At 57.5% G+C, this 21,541-nt stretch carries 15 protein-coding genes; 6 read left to right on the top strand and 9 right to left on the bottom strand.

The window, feature by feature from the left end; all coding sequences use genetic code 11:
* Positions 1-104 precede the first annotated feature (104 nt).
* Complete coding sequence (locus L6D74_RS02765) at positions 105-1,868, top strand: cation:proton antiporter (RefSeq protein ID WP_236187616.1); 1,764 nt, start codon at positions 105-107, stop codon at positions 1,866-1,868.
* Positions 1,869-1,889: 21 nt separating this feature from the next.
* On the opposite strand, the gene L6D74_RS02760 is transcribed toward L6D74_RS02765, so the two are convergent.
* From L6D74_RS02760 to uvrD, 4 genes are all read right to left on the bottom strand, one after another.
* Positions 1,890-2,297, bottom strand: a complete 408-nt coding sequence (locus L6D74_RS02760; protein WP_007954245.1) for an SMI1/KNR4 family protein — start codon at positions 2,295-2,297, stop codon at positions 1,890-1,892.
* A 138-nt stretch (positions 2,298-2,435) separates the two neighbouring features.
* Positions 2,436-3,314: a Tim44 domain-containing protein gene (locus L6D74_RS02755; protein WP_236187615.1), complete on the bottom strand. Its 879-nt coding sequence runs from the start codon at positions 3,312-3,314 to the stop codon at positions 2,436-2,438.
* A gap of 175 nt (positions 3,315-3,489) precedes the next feature.
* A complete protein-coding gene (locus L6D74_RS02750) occupies positions 3,490-3,930 on the bottom strand; it encodes an EamA family transporter (RefSeq protein ID WP_064379739.1) in 441 nt (146 codons plus the stop codon).
* A 53-nt stretch (positions 3,931-3,983) separates the two neighbouring features.
* Positions 3,984-6,167 (bottom strand): DNA helicase II, encoded by a 2,184-nt coding sequence (uvrD, locus tag L6D74_RS02745; protein ID WP_007954248.1) that lies wholly within the window; start codon positions 6,165-6,167, stop codon positions 3,984-3,986.
* Positions 6,168-6,426: 259 nt separating this feature from the next.
* On the opposite strand from uvrD, the gene L6D74_RS02740 reads away from it, so the two are divergent.
* Entirely contained in the window at positions 6,427-9,297 is a 2,871-nt protein-coding gene (locus L6D74_RS02740) for a GGDEF domain-containing phosphodiesterase (protein WP_236187614.1), read from the top strand.
* A 42-nt stretch (positions 9,298-9,339) separates the two neighbouring features.
* Here L6D74_RS02740 and L6D74_RS02735 read toward each other — a convergent pair whose 3' ends face one another.
* Genes L6D74_RS02735 through L6D74_RS02725 form a run of 3 tightly spaced genes read right to left on the bottom strand, consistent with a single transcriptional unit; the run spans position 9,340 to position 14,061 of the window.
* Positions 9,340-9,876: a hypothetical protein gene (locus L6D74_RS02735; protein WP_236187613.1), complete on the bottom strand. Its 537-nt coding sequence runs from the start codon at positions 9,874-9,876 to the stop codon at positions 9,340-9,342.
* A complete protein-coding gene (locus L6D74_RS02730; protein WP_236187612.1) occupies positions 9,860-12,550 on the bottom strand; it encodes an RHS repeat-associated core domain-containing protein in 2,691 nt (896 codons plus the stop codon). Before L6D74_RS02730 ends, L6D74_RS02735 begins: the two co-directional genes overlap by 17 nt.
* A 17-nt stretch (positions 12,551-12,567) precedes the next feature.
* Positions 12,568-14,061 carry a DUF6531 domain-containing protein gene (locus L6D74_RS02725; protein ID WP_236187611.1) on the bottom strand — a complete coding sequence of 498 codons (1,494 nt, stop codon included), beginning with the start codon at positions 14,059-14,061 and terminating at the stop codon, positions 12,568-12,570.
* Between the two features lie 289 nt (positions 14,062-14,350).
* Between L6D74_RS02725 and hexR the strand changes: the two genes are divergently transcribed.
* Both hexR and L6D74_RS02715 read left to right on the top strand, forming a co-directional pair.
* On the top strand, positions 14,351-15,217 hold the full coding sequence (gene hexR, locus L6D74_RS02720) for a transcriptional regulator HexR (protein WP_007954250.1): 867 nt from the start codon (positions 14,351-14,353) through the stop codon (positions 15,215-15,217).
* A gap of 108 nt (positions 15,218-15,325) precedes the next feature.
* The gene (locus L6D74_RS02715) at positions 15,326-15,532 is read left to right on the top strand and encodes a PA3496 family putative envelope integrity protein (RefSeq protein WP_007954251.1); all 207 of its coding nucleotides are present in this window, start codon (positions 15,326-15,328) and stop codon (positions 15,530-15,532) included.
* On the opposite strand, the gene L6D74_RS02710 is transcribed toward L6D74_RS02715, so the two are convergent.
* Positions 15,474-16,436, bottom strand: a complete 963-nt coding sequence (locus L6D74_RS02710) for a LysR family transcriptional regulator (protein ID WP_039765068.1) — start codon at positions 16,434-16,436, stop codon at positions 15,474-15,476. The genes L6D74_RS02715 and L6D74_RS02710 overlap by 59 nt on opposite strands.
* A gap of 190 nt (positions 16,437-16,626) precedes the next feature.
* On the opposite strand from L6D74_RS02710, the gene L6D74_RS02705 reads away from it, so the two are divergent.
* Both L6D74_RS02705 and oadA read left to right on the top strand, forming a co-directional pair.
* Positions 16,627-18,042 (top strand): acetyl-CoA carboxylase biotin carboxylase subunit, encoded by a 1,416-nt coding sequence (locus L6D74_RS02705; RefSeq protein WP_007954255.1) that lies wholly within the window; start codon positions 16,627-16,629, stop codon positions 18,040-18,042.
* Between the two features lie 11 nt (positions 18,043-18,053).
* The gene (gene oadA / locus L6D74_RS02700; protein WP_236187610.1) at positions 18,054-19,862 is read left to right on the top strand and encodes a sodium-extruding oxaloacetate decarboxylase subunit alpha; all 1,809 of its coding nucleotides are present in this window, start codon (positions 18,054-18,056) and stop codon (positions 19,860-19,862) included.
* A gap of 104 nt (positions 19,863-19,966) precedes the next feature.
* Here oadA and L6D74_RS02695 read toward each other — a convergent pair whose 3' ends face one another.
* Positions 19,967-21,433, bottom strand: coding sequence for an autotransporter outer membrane beta-barrel domain-containing protein (locus tag L6D74_RS02695; RefSeq protein WP_309295704.1), 1,467 nt, complete (start codon positions 21,431-21,433; stop codon positions 19,967-19,969).
* Positions 21,434-21,541: the final 108 nt, after the last annotated feature.

Raw genomic sequence — 21,541 nt, 5'->3', positions numbered from 1 at the left:
GCCCCTCCCCAAGGGCGATTCCTACACCCAAAGCGGATTTTTACTCAGCTCGCCCAGACATTTCCCATGCCTGCGTGAGCCTCGTCATTCAAGGAGCCCACACCATGCATGCCATCAGCTTTATTCAGGATCTGGCGGTGATCATGTTGGTCGCAGGTGTGGTGACCGTGTTGTTCCACCGTTTCAAGCAGCCGGTGGTACTTGGCTACATCGTCGCCGGTTTCATCATCGGCCCTCACACGCCGCCGTTCGGCCTGATCCACGATGAAGAAACCATCAAGACCCTCGCCGAGCTGGGGGTGATTTTCCTGATGTTCTGCCTGGGCCTGGAGTTCAGCCTGCGCAAGCTGTTCAAGGTCGGCGCCACGGCATTCATCGCGGCATTCCTCGAAATTGTCCTGATGATCTGGATCGGCTACGAAATCGGCCGCTGGTTTGACTGGAACACCATGGATTCGCTGTTCCTCGGCGCGATCCTGGCGATTTCCTCGACCACCATCATCGTCAAGGCGCTCAACGACCTGAAGATGAAAAACGAGCGCTTCGCGCAGCTGATTTTCGGCGTGCTGATCGTCGAGGACATTCTCGGCATCGGCATCATTGCCTTGCTGTCGAGCATTGCGGTCAGCGGCACGGTGAGTTCCGGCGAAGTGTTTTCCACTGTCGGCAAGCTCTCGCTGTTCATGATTGTCGCCCTGGTGGTCGGCATCCTGCTGGTGCCGCGTCTGTTGGCTTACGTCGCCAAATTCGAAAGCAACGAGATGCTGCTGATTACGGTGCTGGGCCTGTGTTTCGGTTTCTGCCTGTTGGTGGTCAAGCTTGAGTACAGCATGGTGCTGGGGGCGTTCCTGATCGGCGCGATCATGGCCGAGTCGCGGCAACTGCTGAAAATCGAGCGCCTGATCGAGCCGGTTCGCGACCTCTTCAGCGCAATCTTCTTCGTCGCCATCGGCCTGATGCTCGACCCGATGATCCTGCTGCAGTACGCGTGGCCGATCGCGGTGATCACGGTCGCCGTGGTGCTGGGCAAGATGCTGTCGTGCGGGCTCGGTGCGTTTATCGCCGGCAATGACGGGCGAACCTCACTGCGGGTCGGGATGGGACTTTCACAGATTGGCGAATTTTCTTTCATCATCGCGGCGCTGGGGATGACCCTGCAGGTCACCAGCAACTTCCTCTATCCGGTGGCCGTGGCGGTTTCGGTGATCACCACGTTGCTGACGCCGTACCTGATCCGGGCTGCCGATCCGCTGTCGATCAAGCTGTCCGCCGCCATGCCGCAGCGCCTGGGCCGAGTGTTCGGGATGTACGGCGAGTGGCTGCGCAGCATTCAGCCGCAAGGTGAGGGCGCGATGCTGGCTTCTATGATCCGGCGGATCCTGCTGCAGGTCGGGGTCAATCTGGCGCTGGTGATCGCGATCTTCTTTGCCGGGGCTTTCTTTGCCGGGCGCCTCTCGATCTGGATGCAGGACTGGATCAGTGATCCGAGCTGGCAGAAAGCGTTGATCTGGGGCGGGGCGTTGCTGGTGTCGTTGCCGTTCCTGATCGCGGCCTATCGCAAGCTCAAGGCGCTGTCGATGCTGCTGGCGGAGATGGGCGTGAAGCCGGAAATGGCCGGGCGTCACACACAGCGAGTGCGCCGGGTGATCTCCGAAGTGATCCCGATCATCTCGCTGCTGGTGATTTTCCTGCTGCTGGCAGCCTTGTCGGCCAGTATCTTGCCGACCAACAAGTTGCTGGTGCTGATCGCCGTGGTCGCGGCCGCCGTGGCGGCGCTGCTCTGGCGCTGGTTCATCCGGGTGCACACGCGGATGCAGGTGGCCTTGCTGGAAACCCTCGACAACCACAAGGAGCCGTCGGGGCACTGACCATCCAAGGGGATGGACGTTTCAGCTTTCCAGCCAGACGTCCCGCGCCCAGTGCCAGACCGATTCCCAGGACTCTTCGGTGATCAGCTCTTCTTCGCCCGACCACAGCACCACGGTGCCGTCTTCTTCGACGCAGTAGTAGTCGTCACCGTCCTGGCAGATCGGGATCAGGTCGCGCGGCACGCCGGCATCCCAGGCGTTGGCGGCGACATCCGGCAGGTAGGTGTGGGATTGCGGGTCGGTGACGGTCACCGGCTCCAGGCTGCCGTAAACCACGTCGCTGACGGTCAGCAGAAACTCTTTGAAGACGAACGGGATGTTGATGAAGAGTTCTTCTTCGATTTCCACCAACTGGTCTTCGTCAGGCAATTCCAAAGGAACCGGTACGGGTTCGTTGGCTTCGCGCAGTTGTTCGATGATTTCTTCCACGTCCGGGATCCTCTTGCTTGAATGGCGCGGTTCATATGGGGCGGTTTATACAGTAGCTCGCTATAGATGCAACCGCGAAATAGAAAACCCCGGCCGAGGCCGGGGTTTTCATTACTGCGCGTAAAACGTCGGAGGTGATCAGCCGTTCTGGCGGATACCGGCGACCAGCCAAGGCTGGTTGTCGCCCTGTGGACGTTCCATGTTCCAGCTTTCGCTGAACACTTCGCCCTGCTGGTCGAAACGCGAGGTCTTCGACACGCCGTTGAAGGTCAGGGTGGCGATGGTCTTGTCCGCACGGTCATCCACGCCATCCAGTTGTACCTGAAGGTTGTCGATGAAGGTGGACTGGAAGGCATCGCCCAGTTCCGCGCGCTCGCGCTTGAGGAACTCGAACATTTGCGGAGTCACGAACTCGGCGATCTTGTCCATTTCGTTGGCGTCCCAGTGCTGCTGCAGCGCCTGGAAGTGGCTGCGGGCGGCTTCAAGGAAGCGCTGTTCGTTGAACCAGGCCGGTGCGTTGATCACCGGACGAGCGGCAGCGGGAGCCGCCGAACCACCGAAGATCGAACCCATCGCCGCTGGTTTCTGTTCGAACACTTCACGCTGCATCGGTGCGCCGGCCGGAGCGAACTGCTCCTGCTGTTTGCGGCGACGGGCGGCAATGAATCGGAAGATCACGAACGCGATCACGGCCATGATCAGGATGTCGAAGATCTGCATGCCTTCGAAGCCGCCGCCCATGAACATGGAAGCGAGCAGGCCACCGGCCGCGATGCCGGCCAGAGGGCCGAGCCATTTCGAAGCGCCGCCGGCCTTGGCCGCAGCGCCCGCGGCACCGGCAGCACCAGCGGTCGCCGCAGCGCCGCCCATGCCTGGGGAAGAAGGAGCCATCTGGCTGGTCTGGTGCGTCGGCGCAGCGCCGGCGCTTTTGCCACCACCAAAGCGCTTGGCGTTGGCGTCGAGGCTCATCGTCAGGCCGATGCACAACGCCATGGCGATGCTAAGAAAACGTTTCATAAAGGGAATTCCCGTTTGTGGAGACACGCGCGCCATGTTGCACAGCTGAAGTGTTACTGGCTAGCGAGAGAGTGTTTCGGGCTTTTGCCTGACAGGTTACGTTCAGCTCGGTCGGGGCAATAAGGCCATGTACTTTTGTCTGTAGGAAAAGGAGATAGGTTCAGCAGGAAATGGATCAGCGCCGCAAGGCCAGCATCACCACACCGGCGGTGATCAGGCCGATGCCGCCCCACTGGCGCAGGTCGAGTTTCTCGCCCAGCAGGATCACCCCGAGCACCGCCACGAAGACCACGCTGAGCTTGTCCACCGGGGCGACCAGCGATGCCGGGCCGACTTTCAACGCCCGGAAGTAGCACAACCATGAAGCGCCGGTACCCAGGCCCGACAACAACAGGAACAGGTAGCTCTTGGCGGAGATCGATCCCAAGGACTGATATTGGCCCGTGGCGTACAAAATCAAGGCCAGACTGACCAATACGACGATTGTGCGCAGGAGGGTGGCGAAGTCGGAGTTGACGTTTTCGATGCCGATCTTGGCGAAGATGGCCGTCAGCGCGGCGAAAGTAGCCGAGAGCAGGGCCCAGAACGTCCAGGAGGAAAAGAAGCCCGAGCCCATGGATGTTGCCTCCAGTGTTCGTTCCCGCGCCGGGCGCGGGAACGAACGTTGACTTATATGGCTTCCAGCTTCGCGTACCCGAGCATCAGCCACTTGCTGCCTTCGGCGAAGTTCACCTGCACCCGGGCCTGGGCGCCGGCGCCTTCGAAGTTGAGGATCACACCGTCGCCGAAGATCGAGTGACGGACAGCCTGACCGAGGCTCAGGCCGGTTTCCGGAATCTCGCTGCCGCTGAACAGGTTGCTGCCGCCCATCGACTGGTTGCCGCCGAACGGCCGACTGACGCTGTTGGACAGACGCACTTCCTGAATCAGGCCTTTCGGTACTTCCCGTACGAAACGCGACACCTTGTTGTAGGTTTCGCTGCCGTACAGGCGCCGGGTTTCAGCATAGGTCATGACCAGGTTCTGCATCGCCCGGGTAATGCCGACATAGGCCAGACGCCGTTCTTCCTCAAGGCGTCCAGGCTCTTCCAGGCTCATCTTGTGCGGGAACAGGCCTTCTTCCATGCCCACCAGGAACACGTAAGGGAATTCCAGGCCCTTGGCGCTGTGCAGGGTCATCAACTGAATGCTGTCTTCGTGCTCGTCGGCCTGGGTGTCGCCGGCCTCCAGCGACGCGTGGCCGAGGAATGCCGCCAGTGGCGTCAGCTCTTCGTCTTCTTCGGTGTTCTCGAAGTTGCGCGCGGCGCTGACCAGTTCCTCAAGGTTTTCTACCCGGGCCTGGCCTTTCTCGCCTTTTTCCGCTTCGTGGTAGGCGATCAGTCCGGATTGCTCGATGACGGTCTGGGTCATCAGGTGCAACGGCATCTCGGCGCACTTGGCGGCGAGGTTCTCGATCAGCTCGATAAACGCACCGAGTGCACCAGCGGCGCGACCGGTCAGACCTTTATTGGCCACCAGCTGGCGCATGGCTTCCCACATCGACACATCGCTGTGGCGTGCATGGTCGCGGATCGCTTCGACGGTTTTTTCGCCGATGCCACGCGCCGGGACGTTGATTACCCGCTCGAGCGCCGCATCGTTGCCGCGACCTTCCAGCAAGCGCAGGTAAGCCATGGCGTTCTTGATCTCCGCCCGCTCGAAGAAGCGCTGGCCGCCGTAGATGCGGTACGGAATGCGTTCACGCAGCAAGGCTTCTTCAAGAACGCGCGATTGGGCGTTGGAGCGGTAGAGAATCGCGATATCGCTGCGAGCAAGGCCGGTTTTCAGCGCGCTTTCGATGGTTTCGACAACGTAGCGTGCTTCATCGTGTTCGTTGAACGCGGCGTAGAGGTTGATGGCTTCGCCGTCGCCGCCATCGGTCCACAGCTCTTTGCCCAGACGCCCGGTGTTGTTGGCGATCAGGGCGTTGGCGGCTTTCAGGATGCCGGCCGTGGAGCGGTAGTTCTGCTCCAGACGGATGGTCACCGAATCCGGGAAGTCGGAAGAGTACTGGTGGATGTTCTCGATTTTCGCGCCGCGCCAGCCGTAGATCGACTGATCGTCGTCGCCGACCACCATCAGGCTGTCGCCGCCCTTGCCCAGCAGACGCAACCAGGCGTACTGCACGGCGTTGGTGTCCTGGAATTCGTCCACCAGAATGTGTCGGAAACGCTTCTGGTAGTGCGCCAGCAGGCCCGGGTGGTCGCGCCACAGGTCGAGGGCGCGCAGCAGCAGTTCGGAGAAGTCGATGACGCCGGCCCGCTGGCATGCCGCCTCGTACGCTTCATAAATGCCGCGCATCGTCGCCAGGAACAGATCGCCGCTGGCTTGAATGTGTTGCGGACGCAGACCTTCGTCTTTCTGCCCGTTGATGAACCATTGGGCCTGACGGGCCGGCCAGCGTTGCTCGTCCAGCCCCAGCTCGCGGATCACCCGCTTGACCAAGCGTTGCTGGTCGTCGCTGTCGAGAATCTGGAAGGTCTGGCTCAGCCCGGCTTCCTGCCAGTGCGCCCGCAGCAGGCGGTGCGCCAGGCCGTGGAAGGTGCCGACCCACATGCCGGCCGGATTGATGCCCAGCAATTGTTCGATGCGGTGACGCATCTCGGCAGCGGCCTTGTTGGTGAAGGTCACCGACAGAATCGAGTGGGGCGAGGCGTTCTCGACCTGGATCAACCAGGCGATACGGTGCACCAGCACTCGGGTTTTGCCGGAGCCGGCACCGGCCAGGACCAATTGACGACCAACGGGGGCCGCTACGGCCTGGCGTTGGGCATCGTTGAGGGAGTTCAGCAGAAGGGAGAGATCATCGCGCATCGGGGCATTCTAGGGTGCGCCGCAGGCCCGGGCAAACCGAGCTTTGCATTAGCCGATGAAAGTGCTGCCCGTGACGACCGGTCGGTCACCGGCTACAGGCGTTGGCCCGCCTGAGCTCAGGGCTTTGGTGGGGGCTGGGCGGCGGAAAAGTTTCGGTGAAATTATGATCTGGGGCAGTTTGGCAAGTGGTTCGGCTTGTGTATGCTCCGTCCACGTTTCCGGGCGCATGCTCACACTTATAAGAACAAGAACGTTGCCTATGACCCTCAGCTTCGACCTGTCGGGCCCCTCCGTGGAGCCTCGGGTGATCCGCAAGCTTTACGCCACCCAGATGGCGGTCGAGCGCACGCGCCTTCTTTATCAGGGTTCGCTGCTGCCCACCCTGTTCATGTTGATCAACGGTCTGGTCTGCGCCGCTCTGCTCTGGAGCCCGCAGCGTTACTTCGTGGTCAGCGTCTGGCTGGTGTGGCTGTTGTCGCTGGTGGCGTTGCGGGTGATTCAGGTCGCCGCGTTCGACTCGGCGATTCCCGATCGCCAGGCCCAGCCGATCTGGGGGCGCATGTTCCTGCTCGGCTCGACCATGACCGGCCTGACCCTGGCCGGCGCCGGCATCGCGCTGGTCCCGGCCGACAACTTCATGCAGCAGGCCTGGGTGTTCGGCCTGATCGGCGCCGCGACCCTGTCGGCCAGCGTGGCTTACGCCGTGAGTATTCCGGCCTTCCTTTCCTTTACCTTGCCGTGCCTGCTGCCGGCCATCGGCTACCTGTTCTGGGGCGGTGACGAACTGGCGCGCGGCTGGGGCTGGCTCGGGCTGATTCTGCTCGGCTCGCTGAGCGTGGTGGCGTGGCAGGTCAACCGGTTGATCGATCGCGGTTTGCTGCGTCGCTTCCAGAACCAGCACCTGATCGAGCATCTGCAACAAACGCAAACCCGCAGCGAACAGCTCAATCAGGAGCTGGCGAAGGAAATCGAGCAGCGGCGTTGCGCCGAGGGCAAGCTGCGCGAGGCGCAGGTCGAGCTGGAGGATCGGGTCGCCCAGCGCAGCCGAGAGCTGGACGTCGCCAACCAGGCGCTGAGCAAAAGCGAGGCGCGCCTGGCCCTGGCGTTGAAGGCCAGTGAGCTGGGGCTGTGGGACTGGAACCTGCAGACCGACGAGGTTCACCACACACAGATTCAGGAACTGTTCGGCCTTGACCCGCAATACGTCACCGGGCTGCTCAGGCATCTGCGACCAAGGCTGCACCCGGAAGACGTGCCGCCGCTCAAACGAGCGCTGATCGAGCACTTGAAGGGGCGCACCGAGGATTATCAGATCGAATACCGCGTGCGTCACGGCGACGGCCACTGGGTCTGGATCGAAGACCGTGGGCGAGCGGTGGAGCGCGACGAGAACGGCCGGGTCACCCGCATGGTCGGAACCCGCCGTGACATCAGCGTCAGCAAAAGCCTGGAAGCCCAACAGCAATTGGCGGCGACGGTGTTCGAGGCTGCCAGCGAAGGCATCGTGATTCTCGACCCGAATTACTCGCTGATCGCCATCAATCAGGCTTTCAGCCGGGTCACCGGATATGACATCGACGACATGCTCGGACGCAACGTTGTCGAACTGCCGTGCAGTCGCGACGCCCGCCGTCATTACGTCGCGATCCGCCACGCGCTGGAGCAGCACGGCAGCTGGCAGGGCGAACTGGTGGAAACCCGCAAGAACGGCGAGCTGTATCCGCAGTGGCTGCAATTGAATGCCGTGCGCGACAGTCGGGGAAATGTCAGTCATATCGTCGGCTTCTTCGCCGATCTGTCGGCGCGCCGCGAATCCGAAGAGCGCATGCGCTACCTGACCCACTACGACGAGCTCACTGGCCTGGCCAATCGCTCGCTGTTCCGCGAACGCCTGCACGAAGCCCATCAGCGCGTGCTACAGGGCGGGCGTCGGAGTCTGGCGTTGCTGCACATCAATCTGGATCGCTTCAAGCTGCTCAACGACAGCCTTGGCCACGAGATTGCCGACCAGTTGCTGCAAAAGATGTCCCGGCGTCTGGTCAATGCTCTTCCGGAAGCCGACACCATCGCCCGGCTGTCCGGCGATGAGTTCGCGGTACTGTTCGACGCCTACGGCAACCTGTCGAGCCTGGCGCGGGTCGCCACGCGACTGTCGAGCAAGCTGCGCCTGCCGTTGACCGTGGAAGGGCATGAGCTGGTAGTCAGCGCCTCGATGGGCATCAGCATGCTGCCGGACAACGCCCGGGAGATTTCCGCGCTGGTCAGCCAGTCGAACATGGCCATGCAACATGCCAAGCACCTGGGCGGCAACAACTTCCAGTTCTACACCGATAGTCTGCAGGTCAGCACGCTGGAGCGCCTGCAACTGGAAAACCAGCTGCGCAAAGCCATCGAGGAAAAGCAGCTCAAGGTCTTCTATCAACCGAAGCTGTGCCTGGGGACCGGCCGTCTCAACGCGGCGGAAGCGCTGGTGCGCTGGGATCATCCGACCATGGGGCGGGTGCCGCCGGGGGACTTCATCGGTCTGGCCGAAGAGACGGGGCTGATCGGGCCGATCGGCGAGTTCGTCCTGCGTCAGGCTTGCTGGCAGGCGTGCGAATGGCAGCGTCAGGGGCTGGCGCCGATCCGGGTTTCGGTGAACCTGTCGGTGCATCAACTGCGTCAAGGCAAACTGGTCAGTCTGGTGCGCCAGGTGCTGGAAGAAACCGGCCTGGCGCCGCACTACCTCGAACTGGAACTGACCGAAAGCCAGCTGCTCGACAGCGTCGAACGCATCATCGCCACGTTCCAGCAGTTGCGGGATCTGGGGGTGAAACTGGCCATCGACGATTTTGGCACCGGCTATTCATCGCTGAGCTATCTGAAGCGGATTCCGGTGGATTACGTGAAGATCGATCAGGCCTTTATCCGCGGGTTGGGCGAGGGCAGCGAAGACGCGGCGATCACCCGGGCGATCATTGCGATGGCTCATGGGCTGTCGTTGAAAGTGGTAGCCGAAGGTGTTGAGCGGCAGGAACAGCTGGAATTTTTGCGGGCCGAGCATTGCGATGAAGTGCAGGGGTATCTGATCAGCCGTCCGGTGGACTCAACCGGCTTAGGCAACCTATTACGAGGGCAAGAAGCTAATTGAGTTGCTGAGTCAGCAGATATTGCTGACTCAGCAGGATCATCTTTAGGCGAAGCGTCTAATCCACCACGAAATATATGCCTCAAGTTGATTGTTTGACCAGGATATAGATTTCTGCCTTTGAGGGTTTGATGAGTGTTGAATAGTTATGCTTTTCGTTTTGTTTTCAGGGAACAGTTCGAACGCAGACCCTGATTTTTCGGGGGTATATACTATTGAAAAAAGTCGGCCGTTAATGAATCGGAATTGAGCTGTGCCGCTGCCAGAATTCTCATCTATCTTAAAGTTCAATACCTCAAAAACTTCATAATTAAATTTTGCTTTAAATGGGCCTCTGCTACTCTCGGAACTTTCTAAAATAATTGGGGTGTAGCCTTGGTTTTTGAGGTCGCTGATTAACGATTGAGTGAGGCTGCAACTCTGGATGTTGTTCACAAGCAGTGGTGATTCTTTTTCGCAAATTTGATCTATATCTGCGGGATAGTAGTATTGTGTTGCTATGGCTAATACAAAGCATGCGAGAAGAAATACCGCCGAGGTCGTTGCTGTTTTTGAATGTCTACGTTTAATAATAGGCGCCATGTGATGTTGCCTCCATAATAAGGGCATTGTTTTCAATAAGAGTCATGCAGCTGTTGGGGCAGTCACTAGGAGCATCGCTGTTTTTGGCAGCACATAATCCGGCTTGGTTATTCCAGTCATCCATAGCCCTTTCATATTTGTTTTGGCCAAAATTCGATACTTCATGTGCCCACCCGGCGAATCGGCTTACTGATTCTCCCCAGTTTGATGCCGCAATCATGCACGATGCAACACAGTGCCTGTAAGCGTCTTGGGGGCCATTGTATGGTCCTGGGAGACCACTCTTTTCTGCAATTTTCTCGGCGTTTGACGACCATTCAAACACAGATTCCAATCCAAGGGGATCAACATATTTCAACGGATTGCCGTTGACATATGCGTAGGTATTAAAGCCACTCCTAAGACCTACTGGGTCACTTTCTAAATAGCGTCCGGATTCTGGGTCGTAATATCTAAAATAGTTGTAATGTAATCCTGTTTCAATATCGTAATACTGCCCAGGAAAGCGTAAATTAAAGACCAAAGATCCATTAGGCTCTCCTTTACCGAAAGAATCGGGTCTCCAAGTCCAAATAATTTCTTTTGCGTCATTCGTTATTCTATGTGGCGTATTAAGATGATCGCTGTGGATGTAGAAAAGGGAACGTTTTATCTCATTCTCGGATGAGTCATAATCAATAGTGATTCCGCCCAGCAGGATGTTGTCTAACCAAAAGTAATACTGGCTAGAAAGTCTTTTTCCTTTTTCATTTAGGCGTGTCTCACCTAGTAATTTTCTGTTGTATCCGTAAAGGAATGTAGTTACCTGTGTCGAAGTCTCTTTCCTAACTCGTTGGCCTGTAGCGTTATAGTGGAAATGTATCAGTGGCATGTCATCGATGTTTGCGCTAGTCATGCGATTGTTATCATTATATATGGTCTGGCGATGGGGTTGGTCACTTATTATATTGCCAGTTGGATCTATAGTTATTAATTGATCATTAATCTTTACTAATCGATTGCTGCTCTCTCCATATCGGTACGAAACTTGAGTGTTGGGTTTCTCTTGTTCGAAACCTTTGAATCTATGGGTGCTCTTAACTCGGTTGCCCCCTGCGTCATAAGAATATGTTTGCTGGGAGCTATCGTCGTCCTTCTCTACAAGACGATCCATTGAGTCATATGCATAGCTTGTATCGCCAAAATGATTATTTTGTATTTTGGTGATATTGCCATTTTGGTCGTAACTATAAATGTTGCTCTTGTCAGCAACCGCCTGTGCAGTTAAAAAATAATCCCGATTGTAGGTACTCTGAAGCGTGATGCCATTCCCCCACGTGAGACTTTTCAATGGGCCGAATGGTAAATAGGTGAGGTCTCGTGCGAGGGTAACTGGCTTTTCGCTGCCATCCTGAATCTGCACTTGAGTGACCTGTCCGGCAGTGTCGCGAAGATAGTGAATATTGAATCCAGCCGGGTAGTCGATTCGGTTGAGTCGATTGGCCGAGTCGTACCCGTATCTAACGTTTTCGGACTGAGCCATGTTTGCCATGGAGGGCGTGTGCAGTTGCGCTATCAAGTTGCCGTGTGCGTCATAGGAGTAGGTCTGCACACCGTTCGCATCCTCAATCGCCGTCAAGCGCCCAACTCCCTTGTTGCCTTCAGCGATAGAGTCGTAATGGAAGCGTACATCAAGCTTTGGGTTTGCTGGATAGCGACGACTAAGCAAACGATTGAGAGCGTCGTACGCGTAGGACGAGGCAACCCCTCGAGCATCCGTTTTCTCTGTGATGTTGCCAGCGGCGTCATATTTGTATTTGCTAGTACCGCTGTCTGGACTGTCTAGCTGGGTCAGGTTACTCAAGCCATCGAAGTGATACCGGGTGCTTACCCCGCGTGCGTCGCTGACGTGGGTGAGGTTGTCCTGAGCGTCATACTCAAACTGAGACGTCCCGTTTAGCGGGTCGGTGCTTTTTATTAAACGATTGAGTGGGTCGTAAGCGTGACCATAGTGAGTGTCACGAGGAGTGACGAACGCAACAGGATTATCATTAAGGTCGTATTTCAAATGACTCGTTTGCTCATTAGCACCTACTGAGTAAAGTAAACGCCCCAGTTCGTCATATACCTTTCGATGCTGGTTCGTTATATTCCCTGTTTTGTCTTTCAAACGTATTGCTGTTCGATTGCCCATCGGATCGAGTTCAAATTCAACTTGCTCCATCAGGTTATTTTCAATTCGAATCAATCGTCTGGCATCGTCCCAAGTATAAGCAATCCAATCGCCATCACCTTGGGTCAGTCTGGTTATGTCCCCGGTAGCGTTGTAATCGAATTTTAGGGTGCTTTTTTCGATGCTGACAGACGACAACCAACCCTGAGACGTATAGGTTAATAAGGTTAAGACGCCATTGGGATCAACAATTGTTTGCGGGTTTCCTAAGTAATCGAAATTTGACATCTCGAAGGTATGCCCGACTGCGTTAATAACACGCGTCAGGTTGCTGTGTGAGTCATATTCGTAGCGAGTGAAATCATTTACATCGGTTCTTGGTCCGTCCGAGAGTTCCAGCAATCCACGGGCATTGTAGGTAAACAACCATCCGCGTTCTGGCGTCTGCAAAAGTGGGGCGGTAAGGAAGGTGCCCCCGATTGCTAGCACTAAAAGGCCTAGTCTTATTATCAGTGTGTTCATGTTCAGATCCTTCTGAATCAATGTGTTTTGATTGTCTGGGTAAGCTTGCGTCCTTCAGCGTCGTAAGTGTATTGGATTGATCGCTTTGGCTGTTTGATTTTCAAGGGCAGGGATAGTGTATCGTGCCACTCTGTAGTAATGGTTCTTGATTCAGGTGTATTACTTGCCTCGGTACGGGATGTTTCCAGGCCGCGATCATTATGGGTGTACAGCGTAGTAATTCCTTTACTGTCAGTTTGCGATGTCAGTAAGCCGCGTTCGTCATAGGTAAATGTCGAATTACTTTTTGGACAGTTAGCGGTAGGTTCTCCAATAATCGCAATTATGCGCTTGGCACCCTGAAAATAACCGAATTTATAAGTTGTGCTTTTGCCCAGAGCGTTGGTTACAGTGGTGGAATCGTCAGGGTGATATTCAATAGTCACTTTCTGAGCGCCTTGCGCATGCTCGCTTGAGATCGCTCGGCCATGTTGGTCATATTTCCAAGTGGCGTAGAGCACGCCGCGTTCATCGATAATGCCTGTTAAAAGTCTGCTGTCATTATCGTCCTCATATAGATACCGTTTAATTTGTGAGCTGCCATGGAGTGCACGTGTCATAGAGACTAATTGCTTGTATTTGTTATAGTCGTAAACTAACTCTGTGTTGTTTGTTTTTACTTTTAATGGTTGCTTTTTTGTGTCCTCGAAAATTTCCAGCGTATCTCCATGTGCGTTGGTTATTTTCAGGTGTTTGTCGGTGTAGGTGATGGAATATTTCGTTTCATGGTTTTTGAACTCGAGCAGTCTCCCTGTTGAGTCAAAACTAAGGGTGCTGTTGTCTGCTGATAAATAAACCCAGGTATTTGAGATGTTTGATATCGATCCTGTCCCTGGGTGTCTGGCTACATAGGTTTCTGATTTTTTGTCAAAGAAAGATCTTTCGCCGTTGGCATGAGCTAAAGTGATTGTTTTGCCATCGTTCAGTATTCTGTCGGAGTAAGAGTGGGTCCAAAGGCCATTGGCGCTACTGTAGTATTTAATAAATTTTAATTTGTTTTTTGCAGCTACTGTCGAATGCGGAAGGTCTTGTTCTGTCTGAAGTTTATAACCGGTTGTAAAATTGATTGGGTTGCCAACGGTTGGCGAGATACAGAAGTTTTTATCAGTGCCTTGAGTTTCGCACTGTCCATTCAGGGAGTTGAATGATTTGTTTTGTGCGCACGAATTTCCGTACCTGTGAATGGAAAGTGCCATGATGTCTTCATTTGGATCAGGTCCATAAAGAAAGTTGCAGGTCCATTGGTCTTCACTGGGTGTGGGTGTGGCACTGTAGTATTCATATTCGCCATACTCGGTATCTGTATGGAGCGACCTGCATGCCAGTTCGGGGGAGGAGTGCTTTTTCTGAGGTTCTATCCAGTCATATGCCTCTGGTTGGATGTGCCAATAATAATCCTCCGATAATGCTTGAAAAGAAATGCCTAATAGAAGTGAAAGTGATGCATAGCGTGCCAATGATTTTGAACGCATCGAAAATCCTTAGAGTATTTGTTGTCCTTAATCTCTTGGATTCTCGCGTCTGAAGTCGCTTGAAGTGCGGTACATATATATTGCATTTGCAAACGGAGCTAAAGAGTCACCACTCTGCCAGGTCATTGGGGTGATTCGTCTGGGGGCTAAAAATGGCTACACAAGGTGCACGCGCCGAAAACAGGGGGCGGTGAGACAATTCAGTTACGCATTGAGCAGGCAAAAAGCCAATTCATGTAGTATAACTACAAGCTTGCTACATCCCCGACCATAAGAAGAGTCCAGCCCCTTGAATCTGCTGCAACACATCGCCCAGTCACGTCACCTGTTACGCAAGTCGGAGCTCAAGGTCGCCGACCACGTGCTGCTTGACCCTGCGGCAGTGATGCACAGTTCCATGGCCGACCTGGCCCACAGCGTCGGCATCAGCGAGCCGACCATCGTGCGCTTCTGCCGTGCCATTGGTTGCTCCGGTTTCCAGGATCTGAAACTCAAGCTCGCGCAAAGCCTCGCGGCCGGCGCCAGCTTCGGTCAGTTCGCGATCCATGAAGACGATTCCGTCGCCGACTACAGCCTGAAAATCTTCGACACCACGTTGCACACGCTGATGGAGGTTCGCGAAAAGCTCGATCCTCTGGAGCTGCAACGGGCGGTGACGCTGATGTCCCAGGCCCAGCGCGTCGAATTCTATGGTTTTGGTGCGTCGGGTGCGGTGGCGGCGGATGCGCAGCACAAGTTCTTCCGTCTGCTGCTGACGGCAGCGGCGTATTCCGACCCGCACATGCAGGCGATGTCGGCGGTGACGCTGAAGCCGACCGACGTGGCGATCTGCATTTCCCAGTCCGGCCGTTCCAAAGACTTGCTGATCACCGCCAACCTCGTTCGCGAGAGCGGTGCGTCGCTCATTACCTTGTGCCCGAGCCAGACACCGCTGGCCGAGTTGTCGACCGTCAATCTGGCGATCGACGTTCACGAAGACACAGAAATCTACACCCCGCTGACCTCGCGTATCGCTCACCTGGTGGTGATCGACGTGCTGGCGATGGGGGTGGCGATGGCGCGCGGGCCGAGCCTGGTCAACCACCTCAAGAGCGTCAAGCGCAGCCTGCGCAGCTTGCGGCTGTCGCCAAAATCGGTGAAAGCGCTGGATGACTGATTGTTGTGGGGTGCAGGCAATATTCATCTGCCTGTAACCCCGACGAAGCCAAACCGTCATCCCCCGGGCCTATCGTGAAACTCCCGTAATCGCCTTGGGAGACTCGAAATGGCTCAGCCTTACGAAGAACGCAACAGCGCCGCGAAAACCCGTCGTCAGCAGGAAGACCAGCGCCGCATGGAATTTCGCCGCGCTATCGAAGATCGCTTCGAACTCCGCCAGCTTCAGGCCGAAATCGGCGATTTTCCCGAGGACATCAATCACTGGCAGGCAGCGCCGGCAGCTTCCCGTCGAAGCGCTCAACCAGCGCGCTGATCTGCACCCGTTCGCTGCGGATAAACGCCAGGAAGGCGTGGGCAACCGGTGACAGCCGTTTGGCTTTGGCTTGCACCAGGCACCAGCTGCGAAACAGCGGCAACTCTTCGACCGGCAGCTCGACCAGGCCGCCGGTCGCCAGCTCCAGGTTCAGGGCGTGGCGCGTCAACAGCGCCAGGCCCAGACCCGCCACCACGCATTCACGCTGGGCTTCGGCCGACGCCACTTCCTGGGTCTGGGTGAAGTGCACGCGCTTCTCCTTGAAATACTCCTCGCAGGCCAGCCGCGTACCCGAACCCGGTTCGCGGATCAGCAGGGTGTATGGCTCGAGGTCCTGCAAGCGCAGCGGGCCCATGTGCGCCAGCGGATGATCGGGACGCGCCACGGCAACGATCGGGTTGTTGAGGAACGGCAGGAATTCCAGGCCCATGTCCTGCGGCACCATCGACATGATCACCAGATCGTCGCGGTTGTCGGAGAGTCGACGAATCACCTGGCCACGGTTGACCACTGTCAGTTGCAGGTTCACTTCCGGATGCTGGCGCTTGAACGCCGCGAACAGGTGCGGCACGAAGTATTTGGCGCTGGATTCCACCGCCAGTTTCAACTGGCCCTGCAGCGAACCCTGCATGTCCGACAGCTGCATGTCGAGGTTTTCCAGGCGGCCGAAGATGTCCCGGCTGGCGCGCTGCAGTGCTTCGGCGGCCTCGGTCATGTAGAGTTTTTTGCCGACGTAATCGAATAATGGCTGGCCGATCAGCTCTTCGAGCTGACGAATCTGTAGGCTTACGGCCGGTTGTGTGAGCGACATTTCCTCGGCTGCGCGGCTGTAGGAACGTAAATCACACACTTCGTTGAAGATCTGCAATTGACGCAATGTCATACGCATCAGGGACTTACGCATTTTCTACCGACTCTGGCCATTGGCTGATGCACTGACTATAAGTCTTTACTTATGCCTGACCCAATTTTTATTCATTTTTGTTAATCCCTTGTCAGCGCTAGTGTGGGGCCGAGACCAGATTGAAACATTTGGTCACGTGCCGACCTGGGTCTAGCAGGTCGTGGTGCCACCGGCTCAAGGAAACCTCCAAGTGATAACAAAGATCCTGATCGCCAACCGTGGTGAGATTGCCGTACGAATCGTGCGTGCCTGCGCCGAGATGGGCATCCGTTCGGTCGCGATCTATTCCGACGCCGACCGGCATGCCTTGCATGTGAAGCGTGCGGACGAGGCCCACAGCATTGGTGCCGAGCCGCTGGCCGGTTACCTGAACCCGCGCAAGCTGGTGAACCTGGCCGTGGAAACCGGCTGCGATGCGCTGCACCCCGGCTACGGTTTCCTCTCGGAAAACGCCGAGCTGGCAGACATCTGCGCCGAACGCGGGATCAAATTCATCGGCCCGTCGGCGGAAGTCATCCGCCGCATGGGCGACAAGACCGAAGCACGCCGCAGCATGATCAAGGCCGGCGTACCGGTCACGCCGGGCACCGAAGGCAACGTCTCGGGCATCGAGGAAGCGTTGAGCGAGGGCGACCGCATCGGTTACCCGGTGATGCTCAAGGCAACTTCCGGTGGTGGCGGTCGCGGTATCCGTCGCTGCAACAGTCGCGAAGAACTCGAACAGAATTTCCCCCGGGTCATTTCCGAAGCCACCAAGGCTTTCGGTTCGGCGGAAGTGTTCCTGGAAAAATGCATCGTCAATCCGAAACACATCGAAGCGCAGATCCTCGGCGACAGCTTCGGCAACGTCGTGCATCTGTTCGAGCGTGACTGCTCGATCCAGCGTCGCAACCAGAAGCTGATCGAAATCGCCCCGAGCCCGCAACTGACCCCGGAACAACGCGCCTACATCGGCGACCTGTCGGTGCGTGCAGCTAAGGCCGTGGGCTACGAGAACGCCGGCACCGTGGAGTTCCTGCTCGCCGAGGGCGAGGTGTACTTCATGGAGATGAACACCCGGGTGCAGGTGGAACACACCATCACCGAAGAAATCACCGGGATCGACATCGTCCGCGAACAGATCCGCATCGCCTCCGGCCTGCCGCTGTCGGTGAAGCAGGAAGACATTCAGCATCGCGGTTTTGCCCTGCAATTCCGGATCAACGCCGAAGACCCGAAAAACAACTTCCTGCCTAGCTTCGGCAAGATCACGCGCTACTACGCTCCCGGCGGCCCTGGCGTGCGCACCGACACGGCGATCTACACCGGCTACACCATTCCGCCGTTCTACGACTCGATGTGCCTGAAACTGGTGGTCTGGGCGCTGACCTGGGAAGAGGCCATGGACCGTGGTCTGCGCGCCCTCGACGACATGCGTCTGCAAGGCGTGAAGACCACCGCCGCGTACTACCAGGAAATCCTGCGCAACCCGGAATTCCGTAGCGGCCAGTTCAATACCAGCTTCGTTGAAAGCCATCCGGAACTGACCAACTACTCGATCAAGCGCAAACCCGAAGAGCTGGCCCTGGCCATCGCCGCCGCCATCGCCGCCCACGCAGGCCTGTGAGGAATACAAGAATGAGCAAGAAGATCTTTGTCACCGATACCATCCTGCGCGACGCTCACCAATCGCTGCTCGCCACCCGCATGCGCACCGAAGACATGCTGCCGATCTGCGACAAGCTCGACAAAGTCGGCTACTGGTCGCTGGAATGCTGGGGCGGCGCGACCTTCGACGCCTGCGTGCGTTTCCTGAAAGAAGACCCGTGGGAGCGTCTGCGTCAACTGCGCGCCGCGCTGCCCAACACCCGTCTGCAAATGCTCTTGCGCGGGCAGAACCTGCTGGGCTACCGCCACTACAGCGATGATGTGGTCAAAGCGTTCGTCGCCAAGGCCGCGGTCAACGGCATTGACGTCTTCCGTATCTTCGACGCAATGAACGACGTGCGTAACCTGCGCGTGGCGATCGAAGCGGTGAAGGCTGCCGGCAAACATGCCCAGGGCACCATCGCCTACACCACCAGCCCGGTGCACACCATCGACGCGTTCGTCGCCCAGGCCAAGCAAATGGAAGCCATGGGTTGCGACTCGGTGGCGATCAAGGACATGGCCGGTCTGCTGACTCCGTACGCGACCGGTGAACTGGTACGTGCACTGAAAGCCGAACAGTCGCTGCCGGTGTTCATCCACTCCCACGACACCGCTGGCCTGGCAGCGATGTGCCAGCTCAAGGCGATCGAAAACGGTGCCGACCACATCGACACCGCGATCTCCAGCTTCGCTTCCGGCACCAGTCACCCTGGCACAGAATCGATGGTCGCTGCGCTCAAAGGCACCGAGTTCGATACCGGTCTGAACCTGGAGCTGTTGCAGGAAATCGGCCTGTACTTCTACGCCGTGCGCAAGAAGTACCACCAGTTCGAAAGCGAATTCACCGCCGTCGACACCCGTGTTCAAGTCAACCAGGTGCCGGGCGGGATGATTTCCAACCTGGCCAACCAGCTGAAAGAGCAGGGCGCTCTGAACCGCATGGGCGAAGTGCTGGCGGAGATCCCGCGCGTGCGTGAAGACCTCGGCTTCCCGCCGCTGGTGACCCCGACTTCGCAGATCGTCGGCACCCAGGCGTTCTTCAACGTGCTGGCCGGCGAGCGCTACAAGACCATCACCAACGAAGTGAAGCTTTACCTGCAAGGCGGCTACGGCAAGGCGCCGGGCACCGTGAACGAGAAGCTGCGTCGTCAGGCCATCGGCAGCGAAGAGGTGATCGACGTACGCCCGGCCGATCTGCTCAAGCCGGAAATGACCAAGCTGCGTGCCGATATCGGCGCACTGGCCAAGTCCGAAGAAGACGTGCTGACGTTCGCCATGTTCCCGGACATCGGCCGCAAGTTCCTCGAAGAGCGTGCCGCCGGCACCCTTACCCCGGAAGTGCTGCTGCCGATCCCGGAAGCGGGCAAGGTGGCGTCGGCCGGCGGCGAAGGCGTACCGACCGAGTTCGTCATCGACGTACATGGCGAAACCTACCGCGTGGACATCACCGGTGTCGGCGTCAAGGCTGAAGGCAAGCGTCACTTCTACCTGTCCATCGACGGCATGCCGGAAGAAGTGGTGTTCGAACCGCTCAACGAATTCGTCGGCGGCGGCAGCAGCAAGCGCAAGCAGGCTTCGGCGCCGGGCCACGTCAGCACCACCATGCCGGGCAACATCGTCGATGTGCTGGTCAAGGAAGGCGACACCGTCAAGGCGGGCCAGGCTGTGCTGATCACCGAAGCGATGAAGATGGAGACCGAAGTTCAGGCTGCGATTGCCGGCAAGGTGACCGCTATCCACGTTGCCAAGGGCGACCGGGTGAACCCGGGCGAAATCCTGATCGAGATCGAAGGCTGAGATAACGGCCTCGATACAACGCTTTAAACCTCGGGGGGGCATGTGCTCCCCTTTTTTTTGCTTTCGAAGTGCTGCCGCAACCTGCGGCAGCAACCCGTCCGGACTTAGAACGCCATTTGCCACTGCCCCGATACGCCGTGGTTTCGGCTGTCGGTACCGATCTCTCCGGACAGTGCGACACCCAATGTGTGACTGTTCGAGACCGCAAGATCCAGCCCGGTGTCGAGTTTCAAGCTGTCGCGATCCAGTTTGGCGCCGTAAACAGTGAAGTCTTCAGTTTCCGTGGCCAGGCGTTGGCGGGTGCTGGTATAGGTCTCGCCGTAAACGTGTTTCCATCCCGCGCTGAGTCGTGGCGTGAGGCGCATGCCGTTATCCAGCGTGCTGACTTTCGCCATGCGCAGGCCGACGGTGGTGTTGAAGTTGCCTTGGGATTGAGCGTGAACCTTGAGCGCCGCATCCCCGCCTTTTTCGGTGTAGCCGTGGCGCTGGTAGCGTTGGTAGCCGAGGCCGACAAACGGCTCGATGCTGACGTTGGCCCGACCCAGGTTGTATCCCGATTCGATGAACGCTTGCTGGGTGCTGGCCTGGTAGTTGCCTTTTAGCCGGTCATGGAAACGGCCGAACGCGACTTCGCGACGGGTATTGCCTTCATGACGGCTCCAGGCTGCGCCTAACCGAAGTGACAGCGGGCCGGTCTGGCGCAAGGCGTAGGCGCCGAGGTGCCAACTGTCGAGATCGCCGTCCAGTTCTTTGCTGTCGATGCGCGTGTCGGAGGTGCCGCCCATCAAGCCAAGACGCCAGTCTTCGTCAAGACGCCAGTCCGCGCCGAGCAGCAGTCCTTTGGTGGAGTGTTGCATCGGTTCAAATTCGCGATCGAGTTTCCCGCTGTGGCCAAGGGCTTGCAGCCAGACCCTGCCGGTGTCTGCGTTGCCGGCCGCATGGCGTGGTGAGTTGCCCGGTGAGTCGTGGGCATTGTCGAGTTGGTGCATGGCTGACAGCAGGCTGGCGCTGACCGGCGTGACACTGCTCAGGGTTGCATTGGCGAGGTTGGCATTGCTGCCGCCCGCCAGTTGATAGTAGGCGAGGGCGGCTGTGGTTTCGTCGGCAGCGAGCAGGGCTGCAATGGCTGCATTGCCTGGAGGTGGAGGGGAATCCGTTGACGGCGGCTGGTCTACCGCTTGGGTTTGTTGAGCTGCGGATGTTTCGGCCAGAACCGGTTCCGTTAAGGGCGCTGGTTTTTCAAGGCTTTCTTCGAGCGCGCTGCCACTCTCTGTCGTGGCGACTGTTTTGGATGGAATGTCGTCGGCTGGGTGAGCGGGTACCACGGGAATCTCGGTGCTGACGGGGATTTTTTCCAGGGGTGGAGCGATCCTTTCCTCACGCGTTGTTTCTTCAGCGACCTTGAGTGGAGTAGGTTTGTCCTTAGGTTTGCGCGGGTTCTTGGGTTTCACCTCTTTCACCACCGGCACGTCGGGCTCCGACTGCTCCGCCAGAGAAAATTCCACGCAACCGACTGCCAGCGCAACCGCCAGGACAAGATGTTGGAGCTTGTATTTGCATTGAATGGGCATTCCGTTCGCCTCAGGTGAAATGAGGTCAAACTGTAAAAGTCGACGCCGGTCCTCCGATGCCGGGCAATTCCGAGCCACATGCAGGTGATAGCGTCTGCTTTTGTAGCC

This window comes from Pseudomonas pharyngis, from assembly GCF_021602345.1.
Classification (GTDB): Bacteria; Pseudomonadota; Gammaproteobacteria; order Pseudomonadales; family Pseudomonadaceae; genus Aquipseudomonas; species Aquipseudomonas pharyngis.
The sequence above is the reverse complement of the archived record's forward strand: the minus strand, read 5'-3'. Positions and strand labels throughout refer to the sequence as shown.